This window comes from Bacillus swezeyi, from assembly GCF_030908325.1.
Taxonomy (GTDB): Bacteria; Bacillota; Bacilli; order Bacillales; family Bacillaceae; genus Bacillus; species Bacillus swezeyi.
Genome location: NZ_CP133085.1, coordinates 4,510,025 through 4,527,066 on the forward strand (window position 1 = coordinate 4,510,025; position 17,042 = coordinate 4,527,066).

20 protein-coding genes are annotated in these 17,042 nt (G+C 43.2%); 2 read left to right on the forward strand and 18 right to left on the reverse strand.

The genetic code is table 11. The features are described from left to right. The first annotated feature begins 116 nt into the window (after nt 1–116). Nucleotides 117–665, forward strand: coding sequence for a recombinase family protein (locus RBH91_RS22470; protein ID WP_307893025.1), 549 nt, complete (start codon nt 117–119; stop codon nt 663–665). Between the two features lie 73 nt (nt 666–738). Here the strand turns inward: RBH91_RS22470 and rpsR are convergent, their stop codons facing one another. From rpsR to RBH91_RS22500, 6 genes are all read right to left on the reverse strand, one after another. Beyond that, a complete protein-coding gene (rpsR, locus tag RBH91_RS22475) occupies nt 739–978 on the reverse strand; it encodes a 30S ribosomal protein S18 (protein ID WP_076760179.1) in 240 nt (79 codons plus the stop codon). Nucleotides 979–1,030: 52 nt separating this feature from the next. Continuing rightward, complete coding sequence (ssbA, locus tag RBH91_RS22480) at nt 1,031–1,543, reverse strand: single-stranded DNA-binding protein SsbA (protein ID WP_076760182.1); 513 nt, start codon at nt 1,541–1,543, stop codon at nt 1,031–1,033. A gap of 46 nt (nt 1,544–1,589) precedes the next feature. Continuing rightward, entirely contained in the window at nt 1,590–1,877 is a 288-nt protein-coding gene (gene rpsF / locus RBH91_RS22485) for a 30S ribosomal protein S6 (RefSeq protein WP_076760184.1), read from the reverse strand. Between the two features lie 113 nt (nt 1,878–1,990). Next, entirely contained in the window at nt 1,991–3,091 is a 1,101-nt protein-coding gene (gene ychF, locus RBH91_RS22490) for a redox-regulated ATPase YchF (protein ID WP_076760187.1), read from the reverse strand. A 181-nt stretch (nt 3,092–3,272) separates the two neighbouring features. Continuing rightward, the gene (locus RBH91_RS22495) at nt 3,273–3,479 is read right to left on the reverse strand and encodes a DUF951 domain-containing protein (RefSeq protein WP_076760272.1); all 207 of its coding nucleotides are present in this window, start codon (nt 3,477–3,479) and stop codon (nt 3,273–3,275) included. 122 nt (nt 3,480–3,601) lie between these two features. Further along, nucleotides 3,602–4,615, reverse strand: coding sequence for a YkvI family membrane protein (locus RBH91_RS22500; protein WP_076760189.1), 1,014 nt, complete (start codon nt 4,613–4,615; stop codon nt 3,602–3,604). A 350-nt stretch (nt 4,616–4,965) separates the two neighbouring features. On the opposite strand from RBH91_RS22500, the gene yyaC reads away from it, so the two are divergent. Next, nucleotides 4,966–5,583 (forward strand): spore protease YyaC, encoded by a 618-nt coding sequence (gene yyaC, locus RBH91_RS22505; protein ID WP_307893026.1) that lies wholly within the window; start codon nt 4,966–4,968, stop codon nt 5,581–5,583. A 36-nt stretch (nt 5,584–5,619) separates the two neighbouring features. On the opposite strand, the gene RBH91_RS22510 is transcribed toward yyaC, so the two are convergent. The 12 genes from RBH91_RS22510 to rpmH form a co-directional block, all read right to left on the reverse strand. Continuing rightward, nucleotides 5,620–6,468, reverse strand: a complete 849-nt coding sequence (locus RBH91_RS22510; RefSeq protein WP_076760194.1) for a ParB/RepB/Spo0J family partition protein — start codon at nt 6,466–6,468, stop codon at nt 5,620–5,622. Beyond that, nucleotides 6,461–7,222: a sporulation initiation inhibitor protein Soj gene (gene soj, locus RBH91_RS22515; RefSeq protein WP_076760273.1), complete on the reverse strand. Its 762-nt coding sequence runs from the start codon at nt 7,220–7,222 to the stop codon at nt 6,461–6,463. The genes RBH91_RS22510 and soj overlap by 8 nt, the downstream gene beginning before the upstream one ends. Before the next feature lie 280 nt (nt 7,223–7,502). Continuing rightward, nucleotides 7,503–7,943, reverse strand: a complete 441-nt coding sequence (locus RBH91_RS22520) for a carboxymuconolactone decarboxylase family protein (RefSeq protein WP_307893028.1) — start codon at nt 7,941–7,943, stop codon at nt 7,503–7,505. Nucleotides 7,944–8,009: 66 nt separating this feature from the next. After that, nucleotides 8,010–8,867 carry an RNA polymerase sigma-70 factor gene (locus tag RBH91_RS22525; RefSeq protein ID WP_307893029.1) on the reverse strand — a complete coding sequence of 286 codons (858 nt, stop codon included), beginning with the start codon at nt 8,865–8,867 and terminating at the stop codon, nt 8,010–8,012. A gap of 56 nt (nt 8,868–8,923) precedes the next feature. After that, nucleotides 8,924–9,775, reverse strand: a complete 852-nt coding sequence (noc, locus tag RBH91_RS22530) for a nucleoid occlusion protein (protein WP_076760200.1) — start codon at nt 9,773–9,775, stop codon at nt 8,924–8,926. A gap of 97 nt (nt 9,776–9,872) precedes the next feature. After that, a complete protein-coding gene (gene rsmG, locus RBH91_RS22535; protein ID WP_307893030.1) occupies nt 9,873–10,592 on the reverse strand; it encodes a 16S rRNA (guanine(527)-N(7))-methyltransferase RsmG in 720 nt (239 codons plus the stop codon). A gap of 13 nt (nt 10,593–10,605) precedes the next feature. Continuing rightward, nucleotides 10,606–12,492, reverse strand: a complete 1,887-nt coding sequence (gene mnmG / locus RBH91_RS22540) for a tRNA uridine-5-carboxymethylaminomethyl(34) synthesis enzyme MnmG (protein WP_076760204.1) — start codon at nt 12,490–12,492, stop codon at nt 10,606–10,608. A 16-nt stretch (nt 12,493–12,508) separates the two neighbouring features. After that, complete coding sequence (mnmE, locus tag RBH91_RS22545; RefSeq protein WP_307893032.1) at nt 12,509–13,888, reverse strand: tRNA uridine-5-carboxymethylaminomethyl(34) synthesis GTPase MnmE; 1,380 nt, start codon at nt 13,886–13,888, stop codon at nt 12,509–12,511. Nucleotides 13,889–14,234: 346 nt separating this feature from the next. Further along, nucleotides 14,235–14,858, reverse strand: a complete 624-nt coding sequence (gene jag / locus RBH91_RS22550) for an RNA-binding cell elongation regulator Jag/EloR (RefSeq protein ID WP_307893034.1) — start codon at nt 14,856–14,858, stop codon at nt 14,235–14,237. Continuing rightward, nucleotides 14,855–15,655 (reverse strand): YidC family membrane integrase SpoIIIJ, encoded by an 801-nt coding sequence (gene spoIIIJ, locus RBH91_RS22555; RefSeq protein WP_083696870.1) that lies wholly within the window; start codon nt 15,653–15,655, stop codon nt 14,855–14,857. The genes jag and spoIIIJ overlap by 4 nt, the downstream gene beginning before the upstream one ends. Before the next feature lie 167 nt (nt 15,656–15,822). Continuing rightward, nucleotides 15,823–16,182, reverse strand: a complete 360-nt coding sequence (gene rnpA / locus RBH91_RS22560) for a ribonuclease P protein component (RefSeq protein WP_076760212.1) — start codon at nt 16,180–16,182, stop codon at nt 15,823–15,825. An 86-nt stretch (nt 16,183–16,268) separates the two neighbouring features. Then, nucleotides 16,269–16,403 (reverse strand): 50S ribosomal protein L34, encoded by a 135-nt coding sequence (rpmH, locus tag RBH91_RS22565; protein WP_003178075.1) that lies wholly within the window; start codon nt 16,401–16,403, stop codon nt 16,269–16,271. Nucleotides 16,404–17,042 lie beyond the last annotated feature (639 nt).

A 17,042-nucleotide genomic window follows, 5' to 3' on the forward strand; every position in this document is an offset into this window, starting at 1 on the left:
TGTCTATAATTTTTTGTTCCAAAAACGATCTTTTTTGGTGCTGTCGATATAAATCATACAAGCTGCAACAATATTTTGGTATAATGACTGAAAGCTCTATTCTTGGAGATGATAAAGTGATTTTTGGTTATGTACGTCCATTCAGCCAAGACAAGGATCTTAAGCTGCAAATCAACGCCATTGAAAAGCATGGCTGTGACAAGATCTTTAAGGAACAAACAAGCTCGGCAAAAAACCGGCCGGAATTAAAAAGCCTGTTTCATACCCTCAGCAGCGGAGATCAAGTCATCGTATACAAGCTGTATAATATCGCCGACTCAACCCGGCATTTAATAGACTTGGTTCAACGATTTCAGCAGCAAAATATTGACTTTATCTCGATCACTGACCAGGTGGATACTTCAACCGCAGAAGGGAAAATATTCTTTAAACTTCTGGATAAAGTTGGAGATTTTCAGCGTGATGTTTTAAGTGAAAGTACAAAAGCAGGGATTTATGAAGCAAAATTGAAGGGGAAAACCGGAGGCCGTCCGAGAAAGCCAGACCATAACGTCAGACGTGCATTAGACATGTATCAGAGCAAAAAATACAGCATCGCCCAAATCACCGCGGAGACAGGAATCAGCAAAACAACGCTGTATCGTTATTTGGAAGATGATTGCTGAATGAAAGCCGTTAATCCATATAAACAAAAAAGAACAAGACCTTTAACGGTTCTTGTTCTTTTTATATTTCGGCTTACTCGCCTGATACGTATGGAAGTAAAGCCATTTGACGAGCGCGTTTGATGGCAACAGTCAATTTGCGTTGGTATTTCGCACTTGTTCCTGTTACACGGCGTGGTAAAATTTTACCGCGCTCAGAGATAAATTTTCTAAGAAGATCTACATCTTTGTAGTCGATGTGCGTAATGCCGTTAGAAGTGAAATAACACACTTTACGGCGTTTCGCACGGCCGCCTCTGCGTCCTCCTGCCATTGTTATTTCCCTCCTTTCTGTTCTGTTTTTTTATAAGTTCGTCCGTCATCCATTAAAATGGCAAATCGTCATCTGAGATGTCAATCGGCTTTCCATCGTTTGCAAATGGATCATCATTAAAGCTGTTGCCTTGATTGCGATTCTGGTTGTTTTGATTGCCGCCAAATGAATTCGGTTCGTTTTGTCCGCCGCCAAAGTATTGGCCTCCCTGGCCGCCGCTATAACCGCCGGAACCAGAACCGCCGCCTTTAGGCTCCAGAAATTGAACACTTTCAGCTTGAACTTCTGTGACGAACACACGCTGTCCCTGCTGGTTTTCATAGTTCCTCGTTTGCAAACGTCCATCTACACCCGCAAGGCTTCCTTTTTTAAGGAAATTCGCTACGTTTTCAGCTTGTCTTCTCCAAGTGACACAGTTGATGAAATCAGCTTCACGTTCGCCCTGTTGATTCGTAAACGTACGATTTACAGCGAGCGTAAAGGTGGCAACAGCTGCACCGCTGGGAGTATAACGAAGCTCTGGGTCCTTTGTCAGTCTGCCGACTAAAACAACTCGGTTAAGCATATTGAGAGACCATCCTTTTGCTTTAGAATATATAATTCAATACTGTTTATTCTTCGTCTTTAACCACGATGTGGCGAATGATGTCATCACTGATTTTAGCTAAACGGTCAAATTCTTGAACTGCTTCAGAACCAGATTGAACGTATACGATTTGGTAAAATCCGTCGCGTAAATCGTTGATTTCGTAAGCAAGACGGCGTTTTCCCCAATCTTTAGTTTCAGTGATCTCCGCACCGTTTGTCGTTAAAATGTTGTTAAAACGTTCAACAACAGCCTTTTTAGACTCTTCATCAACGTCTGGGCGGATGATGTACATGATTTCGTACTTTCTCATTTGTATTTGCACCTCCTTTTGGACTAAGCGGCCCATCATATTGGGCAAGAAGCAATAATTCTATTACTCACAATTTTATATTATATCAAAGCTCTAGTCCCTTTTCAACTGTGTTATACATTGAAACGGAAATGAATCACATCGCCGTCTTTCACGATATATTCTTTTCCTTCAAGGCGGACTTTTCCCGCTTCCTTTGCGGCAGACATACTTCCTGCTTCAACCAGATCGGCATACGCCACCGTTTCCGCCCGGATAAAGCCGCGTTCAAAATCAGTATGAATGATGCCCGCACATTCCGGAGCCTTCATTCCCTTTTTAAACGTCCAGGCTCTGACTTCCTGTTCCCCCGCCGTAAAATAAGTAGCAAGACCGAGCAGGGAATAGGATGCTTTAATCAATTGATCGAGTCCTGATTCTTCAATGCCGAGTTCTTCAAGGAACATCGCCTTTTCTTCACCTTCAAGCTCGGCAATTTCAGATTCGATTTTCGCACAGACGACGATGACCTCCGCATTTTCAGCAGCGGCAAATTCCCTCACCCTCTGAACGTACTCATTTCCTGAAGGATCAGCCACCTCGTCCTCGCTGACATTTGCCACATATAATACAGGTTTGGTTGTTAACAGATGAAGCTGTTTCAGCACTTTTTGCTGCTCTTCTGTAAATTCAACAGAGCGTGCAGGTTTTTCTTGTTCAAATGCTTCCTTTAACTTTGTCAAAATCTCAAATTCAAAAACAGCTTCCTTATCCTTCTGCTTGGCCATCTTGCCTACCCGGCCGATCCGCTTCTCAACGGTTTCCAGGTCAGCCAATATCAGCTCGAGATTGATCGTCTCGATATCAGAGATCGGATCTACTTTTCCGGAGACGTGTGTAATATTGTCGTCTGCAAAGCAGCGGACAACATGACAAATGGCATCGACTTGGCGAATGTGGGAAAGGAACTTATTCCCAAGTCCTTCACCTTTTGATGCCCCTTTTACGATACCGGCAATATCTGTGAACTCAAACGCGGTTGGAACGGTCTTCTTCGGATTGACAAGTTCTGTCAGTTTTTGCAGCCGCTCATCAGGCACCTCGACGATCCCGACGTTTGGGTCAATCGTACAAAACGGGTAGTTGGCCGATTCTGCCCCGGCCTGTGTAATCGCATTAAACAAGGTTGATTTACCAACGTTCGGCAAACCAACAATCCCAGCTGTTAAAGCCATTCTTTCATCTCCTCTATCATTAAACATCCGTGTGTAGTCGTGTAATGTAAACCTGCAACAATTATAAGGATGATTACTGTAAAAGACAAGCTGACAAAACTTGCTTTTCAATAACTGAAACCGTGCGAAAATCAATTTTTACCTTTACAGTGATAAAAAAGCATGAGGGGGTCCGTGTATATTAAGAATCGGACTCCTCATGCTTGACTAAGATCTTTTTCATTTTTCTTTGAAATTCTTTGCGGGGGATCATGACACTGTGAGAGCAGCCCTCGCACTTAATTCGGATGTCCATTCCCATCCGAATGATCTTCCAGCGGTTTGTACCGCAGGGATGCGGCTTTTTCATTTCGACCACGTCATTCAGGCCAAATTCTTTATCGGCCAACATCGTTCACCTCTTTGCTTGCTTTGTTGTGATCTTATTGTACAAAAAACGACAAGGAAAGGGCAATTGCTCAATAAAAATATCATAATACGGTATATTCCAAAATAACATATACTATCTTTTTATTTCCATTTACTTAATAAAGGATACAACAAGATATTAACCAATAAATACAAATTCAACAACCCGTAAATTGGATATAAAAAAGCGATTAAATTTGAAAATCCAAAAGAGGTGAAAGGAAGCATAATCAAAAGAAGCAAGAATACCATGATCCATCTCGGCCAGTTCACAAGCGAAAGAAAACGGCTTGAGAGGCCAAGAATGCTTGAAATGGTTGTCGTATAAATCGCCACACAAAGCACGGCTGTCATAAAAATAAAAATGGGAAAAGGAGCGCCTTCCAAAACCGCGAATAAAGGAATTTCATAATGTGATAGTTCACCGGCAAGCTCCACGAGCGTCTCATTGTACATAAATGAAATAGCGCCGAAGACCAAACCGCTTAAAATGCTGGCAATCCTGGCTTCACCGACTCCTTTGAGCTCTTTGCCGACCGCAGATAAAACGGCCACGACTGATAAAATGTTCAGCGAAGCGAATGCGATGCCGGCGGGCCAATTGTACTGATGATTTAGATTGAGCAGCCACGGCTGGTGGCGAGCCGTTTGAAAAGAAATCAGCACGTACAGCAATCCCGCTACTAAAATCGGAATCAAATAGCTGTTGACCGATAAAATTCCTTTCAGGCCCCACAGAAAGAGGAGCCCGGCACATAAAGAAAACAGTACGACTCCCGCCCAAAACGGGACATGAAATATTTGCAGCGTTACCCCGCCTCCGGCGATCATCACAATCGTAGTTGTAAACAAATAAAGAATGATCAGCAAATCATACACTTTCGCCAGCAGAGGGCCGATCAATTTTTCAAGAACAGGCAGAAAATGCGCCGATTTCTCTTCATAGCTGATCTTCATGACAATATAGGTCGACAGGCTGAACATAATCGTGAATAAAAGGATAGCCAGTCCGCTTTCATCACCAAAAAATTGCCATATCTCCTGGCCGGATGCATATCCTGCGCCTATTAAGCTCCCTAAAATAAGAAGCATCCACTTCAGTCCGGCTCTCCACACGATTTTCTCACCCCATCGGAATCAGTTTTAAGCTTGTTTACGCATCTACTGACACTATATTGTCCTTTCACAATAAAAATTCATGGAATTATCGAAAGACCATTGCAGAAATTTTTTCACCAAAAACCTAAAATTATATCAATATAATAAAAAGGTAAAGGTAGATCATATTTTTCATTCCTTCTACCATCTATAAAACACCACACTTCCTTATCAAAAGATTCAGCCCCGCTGGATGAACATCCAAAGCATAAAAAAAGAGACTGCTGGATATACTGTAAACAACCATTCATACGCAAAAAAACACGCCAAGGAATGCTGTTACCATTTTGACAAGGATGTGAAGCCCTATGAATCGCAAAGGCGGGATTTTCTCTCAAGAACCGATAAAAGAATATATTTCTCATTCAGATCCGTTAGCTGTGAAACAAATAGAGAAGGTTCTTTCTGTTTATTTAAAGGAGGCAGGCAGCCGACCAATTGTAGTCGTTTGCATTGGTACTGACCGCTCTACAGGTGATTCTCTCGGTCCTCTCGTTGGAATGAAGCTTGCCGCGAAACAGCTGACGCGTTTTCATGTTTATGGAACGCTTGCTGATCCGGTTCACGCCGTCAACTTAAATGAGAAGCTGGAGAACATCCATTTGGAGCATCAAAATCCTTTTATGATCGCAATTGATGCCTGTCTTGGACGAACCAAAAGCGTGGGATCTTTTCAGATCGGCAAAGGACCTTTAAAGCCGGGAGCCGGAGTACAAAAAAGTTTGCCTGAAGTGGGCCACGTACACATCAACGGGATTGTCAATGTGAGCGGTTTTATGGAGTATTTTGTTTTGCAAAATACCCGGCTCAATCTTGTCATGAGCATGGCAAATGTTCTCGCCGAAGGTTTATCACATCTAGAGAAATCAGCAGGATGGCAGCAGCGCCATGCCGCTCCGATTCAGCGATTGACGGGGAGGATGTAAAAAAAACCATCTGTGTCTTCAGATGGTTTTTGCGGCTTATGAATTTTCTTCGGATAAAAGTTCAAGAATACGGTCCAAATCTTCATTTGAGTAAAACTCAATTTCAATTCGACCTTTTTTCTTTTGTTTTTTAATGGTGACCGGTGTTCCAAAGTAGTTTTGCAAATAGGACTCCCGCTCTTTTATGACGGCATCTTTTACTTGTTTCGGTTTCTTTGTTTCACGTGGAACATCAGCATTCAGCTGTTGGATCAACTTTTCAAGCTGACGGACATTGAGCTGTTCGGATACAACCTTTTGAACGAGCGGTTCGAGCTTTTTCTTGTTTTTCAGCCCCAGCAATGTACGTCCATGCCCCATCGATAATGTGCCGTTGTCTATTAAAGACTGGACTTTTTCAGGCAACGTCAGCAATCTTAGATGGTTGGCAATGTGAGGTCTGCTTTTCCCGAGCCTTTTCGCCAGCTGTTCTTGTGTCATATCAAGGTGTTTTAACAAAGATTCATATGCTTTGGCTTCCTCAAGCGGAGACAGGTCTTCTCGTTGAAGATTTTCCAATAGGGCAATCTCCATCATCAGGGATTCTGACAGCTCTCGCACAATCGCAGGAATGGTTTCTAAACCGGCTTTTTCTGCAGCTCGAAAGCGGCGTTCTCCGGCTACAATATCGTAGCCTTTGATTGACTTTCTGACGATAATGGGCTGCAATACGCCATGCTGTAAAATGGACTCCTTTAAATCTTTTAACGATTGGTCATCAAACGTTTTTCTTGGTTGATAAGGATTTGGCCGCAAATCGTGCAGCTTAATTTCCTCAACCGTTTCTTCAGATAAATCAACATTTGAAAACAGTGCATTAATCCCTTTTCCGAGACCTTTAGGCATTCGCAGCCACTTCCTTTGCTAAATCTAAATAGACTTCCGCTCCTCGTGAACGCGGATCATATAAAATAATCGGCTTTCCATGACTTGGTGCTTCACTTAATCTGACGTTCCGGGGAATGACAGTTTGATAAACTTTATCGCGGAAATACTTTTTCACTTCTTCTATGACCTGTATGCCTAAATTCGTCCTTGCATCAAGCATTGTCAGCAATACGCCGTCTATCATGAGGTCGGTATTTAAATGTTTTTGTACAAGCCGCACTGAATTGAGCAGCTGGCTCAGTCCTTCCAAAGCGTAGTACTCACACTGAACCGGTATCACGACGGAATCTGAAGCCGTAAGCGCATTAATTGTCAGCAGCCCCAATGAAGGCGGACAATCAATGATCATAAAATCATAATTTTGTTTGACGGATTCCAAAGCCCTCTTCAACCTGACTTCTCGGGAAATGGTCGGAACCAGTTCAATTTCCGCCCCTGCAAGCTGGATCGTTGCAGGAATGACATCCAAGTTTTCGACGGATGTTGTTTTTATCACGTCTTTGACATCTGCATCATCTACTAATATATCGTACACACAATGATCAACATCAGCTTTTTCTACGCCAATTCCGCTTGTTGCGTTTCCTTGCGGGTCTATGTCGACTAGCAAAACCCTTTTCCCGATATAAGCCAAGCAAGCTCCCAGGTTAACAGAGGTTGTTGTTTTGCCAACGCCCCCTTTTTGGTTTGTGATCGCAATAATTTTCCCCACAATGTCACCTACTTTCACATTGAACAAGTTTCTCTCATTTCTCTATTTTAACAAAAAAAGAATCAGCCGTTTGCTTTTTTTGAATTTTTGTTTTTGAAAGAGCGTTGTTTTGTTCAAATTGGATCGGCAATGATATTCCATGATTTGACAATAAAAAACACATTTTTTCATTTCAAAAGGGATTGGTTGAAAAAGAAGATAATATTTAAATTATATTAATATAATAAAAAGAGGGGAAACCCTCTGACGCATACAAGGGTTTCCAAGGGGTTCACATTAATCAATTTGCAGGCATTTTCCGGGTGGCCACCGCGATGCGGTTCCATGCGTTAATCGTCACGACCAGCATGATGAGCTCCGCTGTTTCGGCTTCGCTGAAGTGTGCCCTTACTTTGTTATAAATGTCATCTGGCAGCCCGGCATCTGCAATTCTCGTTACGGCTTCGGTCAATGCCAGTACGGCCCGTTCCTTTTCTGTGTAAAAAGGCGCTTCTCTCCAAGCGTTGAGCGCGTATATGCGCTGTTCTGTCTCTCCGTTTTGTCTCGCATCCTTCGTATGCATATTCAGACAGAAAGCACATCCGTTCATTTGTGAAGCGCGGATTTTGATGAGCTCCTTTAAAACGGGATCAATACTTGAAGAAGCTTGTGCTTTTTCAAGCTCGAACATGCCGGCGTACCCCTTCGGGTTTGCCTCTTCCATTAAAAATCTTGTTTCCATATCAATTCCTCCTTTTGTTGATTCACTTATATAACAAGTAAGGCATTCGATTTGTGACAGGAAACACTACATTTTGATTTGTTTTAATTTATCTGGGTTGGAAACAATGTAGACATTTTTAATTGAGTTCCCTTCTGGATTCCAAGCAAAACAGATGATGTAAACCGGACGATTGTTCCGTACGATCAGCACGCCTTTTTGGCCGTTGATTTCTGCGGGCACGAAACGGCCTGTAAAGCGCCCTTTTGAAACAATCCCTGTAAAGAACGCAAAAATTCGGCTTCTTCCATAGATCGGTCTTAAGGCGCTGCGTACTTTTCCGCCGCCGTCGGTAAATAAAACGGCCTCTTCGGTCAATCTTCTGGCAAACTCTTTGAAATCTCCGGTTTTAGCTGAATCGATAAACAACTCTGCCAGCTGCTGCTCTTCTTCCGGTTTGGATAAAGCAGAAATGTCCATTTCTAATTTATTTTGCAGCCGGCTGTAGATCTTCCGGCAGCTTGCTTCTGATTTTCCGATAATGGACGATATTTCCTTATACTGATACCCAAACACTTCCCTAAACATGAATACCGCCCTTTCAACAGGATTCAACCGGCTCATGATGACCATAAAAGCATAGGAGACCATTTCTTTTTTTTCAACGAAGTCAGCCGGATTCTGGTCTGACAGCATCACCTGCGGTTCAGGGAGCCACTCTCCCACATAAACCTCGCGCTTGTTTCGGGCTGAGTTCAAAAAATTAATGCAGCGGTTTGTTATTGATTTCGTTAAATATGATTGAACATGTTCCATTTGGCTGATATCTTTTTCTTGAAGATCAGCAAATAATTCCTGCACCATATCCTCGGCATCTTGTATGGATCCAATCATTCGATAAGCAATTGAAAAAAGCAATGAACGATATGTTTGATAATATTCCATCGCTGCCCCCATCCTAGATATTTTGACCTAAAAAAATAAAAGCTCTTAGGGAGCTTTTATTTCGGTATCCGTATCGTAAACTGAATATATTCTTCAAATTCCTCTTCTTCCGTATTCAGTTTGACACCGCTGTCTTCCACCATCGATAAGGACTGGCGGATCGTGTTCATCGCGATTCTCGCGTCCCTGCTGAACGCTTTTCTCTTTGGTTTAGGCTTTCGCTTATCCTGTTCCAGCATTTTGACGACACGATCTTCGGTTTGTTTGACATTTAAGTTTTTTTCAATGACTTCGTTTAACAATTTGACCTGAAGTTCAGGCTGTTTTAACGGTATGAGCGCTCTTGCATGACGCTCTGATATTTCTTTTTTCAATATCGCTTCCTGAACCTCTTCCGGAAGCTTTAACAATCTGAGTTTATTGGCGATCGTTGACTGCCCTTTGCCAAGCCTTTGTGCAAGAGCTTCCTGTGTCAAATCATGAAGCTCTAAGAGCCTTGCATATGCATGCGCCTCTTCAATCGAAGATAATTCCTCCCTTTGGAGGTTTTCAATCAGAGCCACAGAAGCTGTCTCTGTATCTGAAAAATCCTTAATAATGGCGGGAACCTTCTCCCAATTGAGCGTTTGAACCGCTCGCCAGCGCCGCTCCCCTGCAATGAGTTCGTATTGTCCTTCCCGGTCTGTTTTTCTGACGACAATCGGCTGAATAATGCCGTGTGTATGAATGGTTGCGGCTAATTCTTGAATTTTTTCTTCTGAGAAAATGGTGCGCGGCTGAAAACGGTTAGGAATAATATCGCCTACTGGAATATCTTGAATCTCTTCTTTGTTTGTATCATGTTCAGCAATCTCTGCTTCTTCTTCCTTTTCACCAATTCCGAAGAGACGAGAGAATGAATGCTTCATGTACCTACACCACCTTTAAACACTGCCATTTTTATAATTCTATTTTCTCATGAATTTTCCTTCATGGACATCACGAATTTTGAAGAAAACGAATAATTTAACCTTCAATTGGAGATTTATTAGGTGTTCCAGGTTTTCTTGGATATTTCTTCGGTGTCTGTGATTCCTTTTTGACCACAATGATGTTTCTGTCGCTTTCTTCTATCGGCAGCTGAAAAGAATGCACGGCTTCAATTTGGCCTCCAAGCACTTTTATGGCTTTTTTGCCCGCTTCAATTTCTTCTTCAGCTGAAGCAGCTTTTAATGCTAGGAATAAACCGTTTTTCTTAACAAGCGGAAGACATAGTTCACTTAGAACAGAAAGCCGGGCAACCGCCCGTGCTGTCACGACATCAAAGCTTTCCCGCTTGTCTTTCAATCTCCCGAATGTTTCTGCCCGGTCATGGTAGAAAGCTGTGTTTTCCAGTTTTAAAGCATCAGAAAGCTGATTTAAAAAGTTAATTCGTTTATTTAATGAATCGACGATTGTCACATGAAGATGAGGAAAGCAGATTTTAATCGGAAGGCTTGGAAATCCGGCGCCCGCCCCAACGTCACACAAACTGTTCAGCTTGTTGAAATCGACATAAAAAGAAGCGGTGATCGAGTCGTAAAAATGCTTTAAGTACACTTCTTTTTTCTCGGTAATGGAGGTTAAGTTAATTTTCTCATTCCACTCAACAAGCCATTCATAATAGGTTTCAAACTGCTCAAGCTGGAAGGGAGAAAGGGAGATCCCCTTCTCCTCCAGGCTGGCTGTAAATTGCTCAATGTTCATGCCGTCATCCTTTCTATTCCGCAACCTTGGCGATCCGGCCCTGCTCAAGGTAAACAAGCAGAATGGAAATATCAGCAGGGTTTACCCCGGAAATCCGTGAGGCCTGTGCGACAGACAGCGGTCTGACTTCTTTCAGTTTTTGGCGGGCCTCTGTCGCAATGCCTTTGATCGCGTCATAGTCAATTCTGTCGGGAATCTTTTTATTTTCCATTTTCTTAAGTTTTTCAACTTGCAGTAAGGACTTTTCAATATATCCTTCATACTTAATTTGAATTTCAACCTGCTCGGCCACATCGCCGGCGACTTGTTCTTCCGCAGGGGCAAGCGCTGTGACGGTTTCGTAGTTCATCTCCGGCCGCTTCATAAGGTCGGTGGCACGGATGCCGTCTTTCAGCTCGCTTCCGCCCAATGACCGGATGTATTCCTGATTTTCTTTGGACGGTTTGATAATAACAGAATGCAGTCGTTTTTTCTCTGCTTCAATGGCCGCTTTTTTCTCCTGAAACTTTTGATATCTTTCTTCAGATATCAAGCCGACTTCATAGCCGATCTCCGTAAGGCGCAAGTCGGCGTTGTCATGGCGGAGAAGCAGGCGGTATTCCGCACGGGAAGTCAACAGCCGGTACGGTTCATTTGTTCCTTTTGTCACAAGGTCGTCAATCAGCACGCCGATGTAGGCGTCTGAACGGCTGAGAATGACTTCTTCTCTGCCAAGCGCTTTGCGGCCCGCATTAATGCCGGCCATGATTCCCTGTCCGGCCGCTTCCTCGTATCCTGACGTCCCGTTGATTTGCCCTGCTGTGAACAACCCCGGTATTTTTTTCGTTTCAAGTGTCGGCCAAAGCTGAGTCGGTACGATCGCATCATATTCAATCGCATACCCTGCACGCATCATTTCCACTTTTTCAAGTCCCGGAATTGTTGACAGCATTTTTTTCTGAACGTCCTCAGGAAGACTTGTTGACAGTCCCTGTACATAGACTTCCTGTGTATTGCGTCCTTCAGGCTCGAGAAAGATCTGGTGTCTCGGCTTATCGTTAAAGCGGACGACTTTGTCTTCAATAGAAGGGCAGTATCTCGGCCCCGTTCCTTTGATCATGCCGGAATACATCGGTGAACGGTGAAGATTGTCATCGATGATCTCATGCGTTTCCGGGCTCGTATAGGTCAGCCAGCAAGGAAGCTGATCTGTAATGTATTCCACTGTCTCATACGAAAAGGCCCGCGGCACTTCATCACCGGGCTGGATTTCCGTTTGGCTGTAGTCAATCGAATGGCTGTTGACCCGCGGCGGTGTCCCTGTTTTAAAGCGGACGAGATCGAACCCGAGCTCTTCCAGATGCTCAGAAAGCTTGATAGAGGGCTGCTGGTTGTTCGGTCCGCTTGAATAGGACAGATCTCCAAGAATAATTTTTCCTCTTAAAAATGTTCCCGTCGTCAGCACCACCGTTTTGGAACGGTACTCCGCCCCTGTTTGGGTCATAATGCCGCGGCATTCTCCGTCTTCGATCAAAAGGCATTCCGCCATTCCTTGAAGCAATGTCAAATTGGGTTCATTTTCAAGCGTTTTTTTCATTTCATGCTGATATTGGAATTTGTCCGCCTGTGCGCGGAGCGCCCGGACGGCCGGGCCTTTTCCTGTATTTAAAAGCCTCATTTGAATGTGGGTTTTGTCAATATTTTTAGCCATTTCTCCGCCCAGCGCGTCGATTTCGCGGACGACAATCCCTTTAGCGGGACCGCCGACAGACGGATTACACGGCATGAAAGCAACCATATCAAGGTTGATGGTTAAGACAAGCGTTTTTGCGCCTTGTCTGGCCGATGCCAGCGCCGCTTCGACCCCGGCGTGGCCGGCGCCAACGACAATGACGTCATATTGGCCTGCTTCATAGCCCATATGCTTTGTTCCTCCTTTATTTTCCTAAGCAAAATTGGGAAAAGAGCTGGTCGATCAAGCTTTCATGCACGGCGTCGCCAATGATCTCCCCGAGAACTTCCCAGCATCTTGTTAAATCGATTTGAACCATATCAATCGGCACATCATTCTCAATTCCCTCAAGAGCGTCTGTAATGGCGCGCTTAGCCTCATGAAAGAGGGAGATATGCCTTGTATTGCTGACATACGTCAAGTCGCCGCTCTCGATCGCTCCCGTAAAAAACAGCGATTGAATAGCTTCCTCCAGCTCGTCAATTCCTTCTTCTTTCAATAAAGAGGTTGTAACGACAGGACGTTCTCCGGCCAATTCCTGAACACGATCGAGATCAAGCTTTTGCTCGAGGTCGGTCTTATTGACGATGACAATCAAATCCATGCCCTTCGTTGCTTCGAAAAGCTTGATGTCTTCTTCTGACAGAGACTCGCTGTAATTGAGGACAAGCAGAATCAAATCCGCTTCTTTTAATACCTGCCTGGAGCGCTCAACGCCGATGCGCTCGACGATATCTTCGGTCTCGCGGATTCCTGCTGTATCGACAAGACGCAGCGGGACGCCTCTTACATTCACATATTCTTCAATGACATCCCTCGTCGTACCCGGAATGTCTGTTACAATCGCTTTCGTCTCGTGAACGAGGCTGTTTAACAGCGATGATTTCCCGACATTGGGCCGGCCGATAATAACCGTTGAGATGCCTTCTCTTAATATTTTACCCTGCTCTGATGTCGTAAGGAGCGCCTCGATTTCATTTCTGACCTTTGTCGCCTTTTCGATTAAGAGCTTATGCGTCATTTCTTCAACATCATCGTATTCCGGGTAGTCAATATTTACTTCTACATGGGCCAACGTCTCAAGAAGCTCGGCTCTCAATCGTTTGATCAGTGAAGAAAGCCTTCCTTCCATCTGATTCATGGCTACATTCATGGCGCGGTCCGTTTTCGCTCTGATGAGATCCATGACAGCCTCCGCCTGGGAAAGATCGATCCTCCCGTTTAAAAAGGCCCTTTTCGTAAATTCTCCAGGCTCAGCAATTCTCGCTCCTTCTCTCAAGACAAGCTGAAGCACTTGATTGACTGTCACAATTCCGCCGTGACAGTTGATCTCCACAATATCTTCTCTTGTAAAAGTTTTCGGTGCCTTTAAAACGGACACCATCACTTCTTCAACGACCTTTTCTGTTTCCGGATCAACGATATGGCCATAATTAATGGTGTGTGTATCAACAGAGCTCAACCGTTTCCCGCGAGGTCCTTTATATACTTTATCTGCAATCGACAGTGCTTCTGGGCCGCTCATCCGGACGATCGCAATCGCTCCTTCTCCCATCGGCGTTGAAATCGCAGCGATTGTATCCATGGCTTTCACCTCTCTTTTTCATTCCTTTATCTATTATCCCCATTTGACGGGTCATCTTCCAAACAATATAAATAGATGAAAAACTTTTATTGTAATCAAAATTTAAAGATAACATAGTTTGAATTGAAGTGGAAGTGACTTGAATCGTTATCCACAACTGCTGCAAGCCATCATTAATTACTTTAACTTATCCACATGTGAATAACAATTAAATTTCATTTTCATCAACAGCTTACACTGAAAAGAGCCGAACTAAAACGGATATAGCCGGTGATAAATGAAATTCAGGTCGTTTTGGCATCACAAAAAACCGAAGTCCCCGTTTTTGAGAACTTCGGTTTTCATGTTATTTTTTATATGAGATGACAAGGTGCCGGTTATGATCTTCTCCGGTAGAGTATGTTTCAATTTCTTTTGAATAGCCTGAAAGGGTGTCATGGATCACTTTCCGCTCGCTGGAAGGCATCGGCTCAAGATGAATGTCTTTTTTCTGCCTGCTTGCCTGATCGGCCAGCTTCAATGCCAGCTGTGTCAATGTTTCCTTTCGCTTGGCACGGTATCCTTCAGCATCGACAACCACATGGATATAGCGGTCGGAATACCGATTGATTACGAGCTGTGTCAATGTTTCAAGGGCATTTAATGTTTGTCCTCTTTTTCCGATCAAAAGTGCGGTTTTATCTCCTTGTAATCGGAAAACGACCCTTTTTGGCTCCTCTTCTACCATCACCTGTGCTTGAATTCCCATATTTGAAATAACATTTTCCAAATACTGTTTGGCTTCTTTGATAGGATCTGCTTTTTCTCGAATTTTAACAACTGCAGGCTGATGGCCGAAAATGCCGAATAATCCCTTTTTTCCTTTGTCTATCACGGCAATTTCAACATCGTCTGTTTGAAGTTCCAGCTGTTTAAGCCCGGATTGCACTGCTTCATCGACGGTACGTCCAGTAGCAGTCAGTTCCTTCACTTTTTCTTACCTCCGGATTTTTTTCCTCCGGCTGCCGCTTCTTGCTTCTCTGCCTTTAAATCAGGACCTTTAATAAAGAAGGTTTGAGCAATCATAAACAAGTTGCCGACTACCCAGTACAGAGAAAGAGCCGCCGGGAAACTGATAGCGAATACAACGATCATGATCGGCATCAGCCAAAGCATCATCGCCATTTGCGGATTTTGCTGAGCTGTTCCGGCCATCATCAGTTTTTGCTGGATGAAAGTGAACACACCCGCTAGAATCGGAAGGATGAAATACGGATCACGCTCTCCCAAGTCAAACCATAAAAAGCTGTGCTCCGCGATCTCCCGCGTTCTCATAATCGCATGATAGAATCCGATTAAAATCGGCATTTGAATTAAGATTGGGAAACATCCTGCAAGCGGGTTAACCCCGTGCTTCTGCATGAGAGCCATTGTTTCCTGCTGAAGTTTCTGCTGTGTTTTCTGATCTTTTGAACTGTATTTTTCGCGAAGTTTTTGCATTTCAGGCTGCAGAGCCTGCATCGCTTTGGAGCTTCTTGTCTGCTTGATCATCAGCGGCAAAATCAAAAGTCTGATTAAAATCGTCACGACAATAATCGCAAGCCCGAAGTTTTTATTCGTTACATTTGCAACGTACGTAATCAGCTGTGACAAAGGGTAAACGATGTAGTTGTTCCAAAATCCTTCGCTTTCTGAAGTGATCGGCTGATTGATTTCCGTACATCCAGCTAAAAGCACGAGAACGCCGATCATACTGAATAATAATAAAATTCGCCTCTTCAACAACATTTCCTCCTAAATCTTCATTCTTAAACCGTTTTAATGTGGTTATGATCATTAAAAAGACATACTTTATCGTATTTTATCATCTTTCACCACTGAATGGGCGCTGACATTTTTTAAGCTAAAAGGAAGCGCTTAAAAATATGCGGCTATGGCTTATTTATTTACTCGGGTTATGATGGCTTATTCGATTTTTTCCGGTAAACAAACGACTTTCTGAAAAGATGCTGCAGGCTTTTCTTTGTTTCTTCATATGTCAAATCAGCAGCTGGTTTTCTCGCAATAATGATGTAGTCATTTTCTTGTTTTAATTGATTCCGCTCTTCTTGGATGACCTGGCGAATCAGCCGCTTTACCCGGTTGCGCACGACGGCGTTCCCGATTTTCTTGCTGACCGACAGACCGACCCGAAACTCTTTCGCCTCAGGCTGGTGAAGCACATATAAAACATACTGCCGGTTTGCCATCGATTTGCCTTTTTTAAATACCTTTTGAAAATCTTCATTTTTTTTTAATCGATTTCGCTTTTTCATGTCTTCCTTCACTCCGATAACAAGCTGGCAAAAAGGGCCCTGGTCATTCCTCTATGTAAAAAAGACCACTGACATTATTCAGTGGCCTAAGCTGATAATACTTTTCTTCCTTTGCGGCGGCGACGTGCTAATACAAGACGTCCATTTTTAGAACTCATACGGCTGCGAAAGCCATGAACTTTGCTGCGCTTACGGTTATTTGGTTGAAATGTTCTTTTCATGTATGACACCTCCCTCGAGGAATAGCTGTTAAAGACAGTCTAATTTATTATATTTGGATGAGCCGTTCATTGTCAACTTTGCTCATACATTTCTTTTTCGCACCATAATAGGATAACACAGATGAATCGACTCCGAAAGTCTATTTTCATTTTTCCTCAATTTTAGCTTAAAAGATTTTTTTGGAAGCGGGAAATGTCGACTTCCTGATCGAAAATATCCAATGTGGATATCTTTCGCCTCATTTTTTCTATCCACAATCATTATCGACAACATTTTCACAAAACTAACCGTTGTGGACAATATTTTTTCAACAGTTTGTATAGTGTGTGGATAAGTTCTTGTCAACCATTGCAACGTCTCGCTTATTCTGATATTATATTTGTGTTTTAACTCTTGATAACAAATTGGCTGTTATATCGTTATCCACAAACTGTGGATAACATGTGGAAAGTTTTTTCACAGGGTGTGTAAGAATTTGTCCACATCTTGTGAATGATGTCGAAAAGACGTTTTTCTACTATATTATATGTTTTCAACATTTCATCAACGAATGGAGCCATCCATTTGCTCTTTTTTTGTGTTCTATAACAGATGATGAACACGCAAATATTTCTGGTAAAGGAGGGACGAACCGCCAT

What these genes read in the sequence shown, in the direction of transcription:
- rpsR (WP_076760179.1), bottom strand. Translation starts at nt 978, where the DNA reads ATGGCAGGAGGACGCAGAGGCGGCCGTGCGAAACGCCGTAAAGTGTGT.
- ssbA (WP_076760182.1), bottom strand. Translation starts at nt 1,543, where the DNA reads ATGCTTAACCGAGTTGTTTTAGTCGGCAGACTGACAAAGGACCCAGAG.
- rpsF (WP_076760184.1), bottom strand. Translation starts at nt 1,877, where the DNA reads ATGAGAAAGTACGAAATCATGTACATCATCCGCCCAGACGTTGATGAA.
- ychF (WP_076760187.1), bottom strand. Translation starts at nt 3,091, where the DNA reads ATGGCTTTAACAGCTGGGATTGTTGGTTTGCCGAACGTTGGTAAATCA.
- yyaC (WP_307893026.1), top strand. Translation starts at nt 4,966, where the DNA reads ATGAATCGCAAAGGCGGGATTTTCTCTCAAGAACCGATAAAAGAATAT.
- RBH91_RS22510 (WP_076760194.1), bottom strand. Translation starts at nt 6,468, where the DNA reads ATGCCTAAAGGTCTCGGAAAAGGGATTAATGCACTGTTTTCAAATGTT.
- RBH91_RS22520 (WP_307893028.1), bottom strand. Translation starts at nt 7,943, where the DNA reads ATGGAAACAAGATTTTTAATGGAAGAGGCAAACCCGAAGGGGTACGCC.
- RBH91_RS22525 (WP_307893029.1), bottom strand. Translation starts at nt 8,867, where the DNA reads ATGGAATATTATCAAACATATCGTTCATTGCTTTTTTCAATTGCTTAT.
- noc (WP_076760200.1), bottom strand. Translation starts at nt 9,775, where the DNA reads ATGAAGCATTCATTCTCTCGTCTCTTCGGAATTGGTGAAAAGGAAGAA.
- rsmG (WP_307893030.1), bottom strand. Translation starts at nt 10,592, where the DNA reads ATGAACATTGAGCAATTTACAGCCAGCCTGGAGGAGAAGGGGATCTCC.
- mnmG (WP_076760204.1), bottom strand. Translation starts at nt 12,492, where the DNA reads ATGGGCTATGAAGCAGGCCAATATGACGTCATTGTCGTTGGCGCCGGC.
- mnmE (WP_307893032.1), bottom strand. Translation starts at nt 13,888, where the DNA reads ATGGATACAATCGCTGCGATTTCAACGCCGATGGGAGAAGGAGCGATT.
- spoIIIJ (WP_083696870.1), bottom strand. Translation starts at nt 15,655, where the DNA reads ATGTTGTTGAAGAGGCGAATTTTATTATTATTCAGTATGATCGGCGTT.
- rnpA (WP_076760212.1), bottom strand. Translation starts at nt 16,182, where the DNA reads ATGAAAAAGCGAAATCGATTAAAAAAAAATGAAGATTTTCAAAAGGTA.
- rpmH (WP_003178075.1), bottom strand. Translation starts at nt 16,403, where the DNA reads ATGAAAAGAACATTTCAACCAAATAACCGTAAGCGCAGCAAAGTTCAT.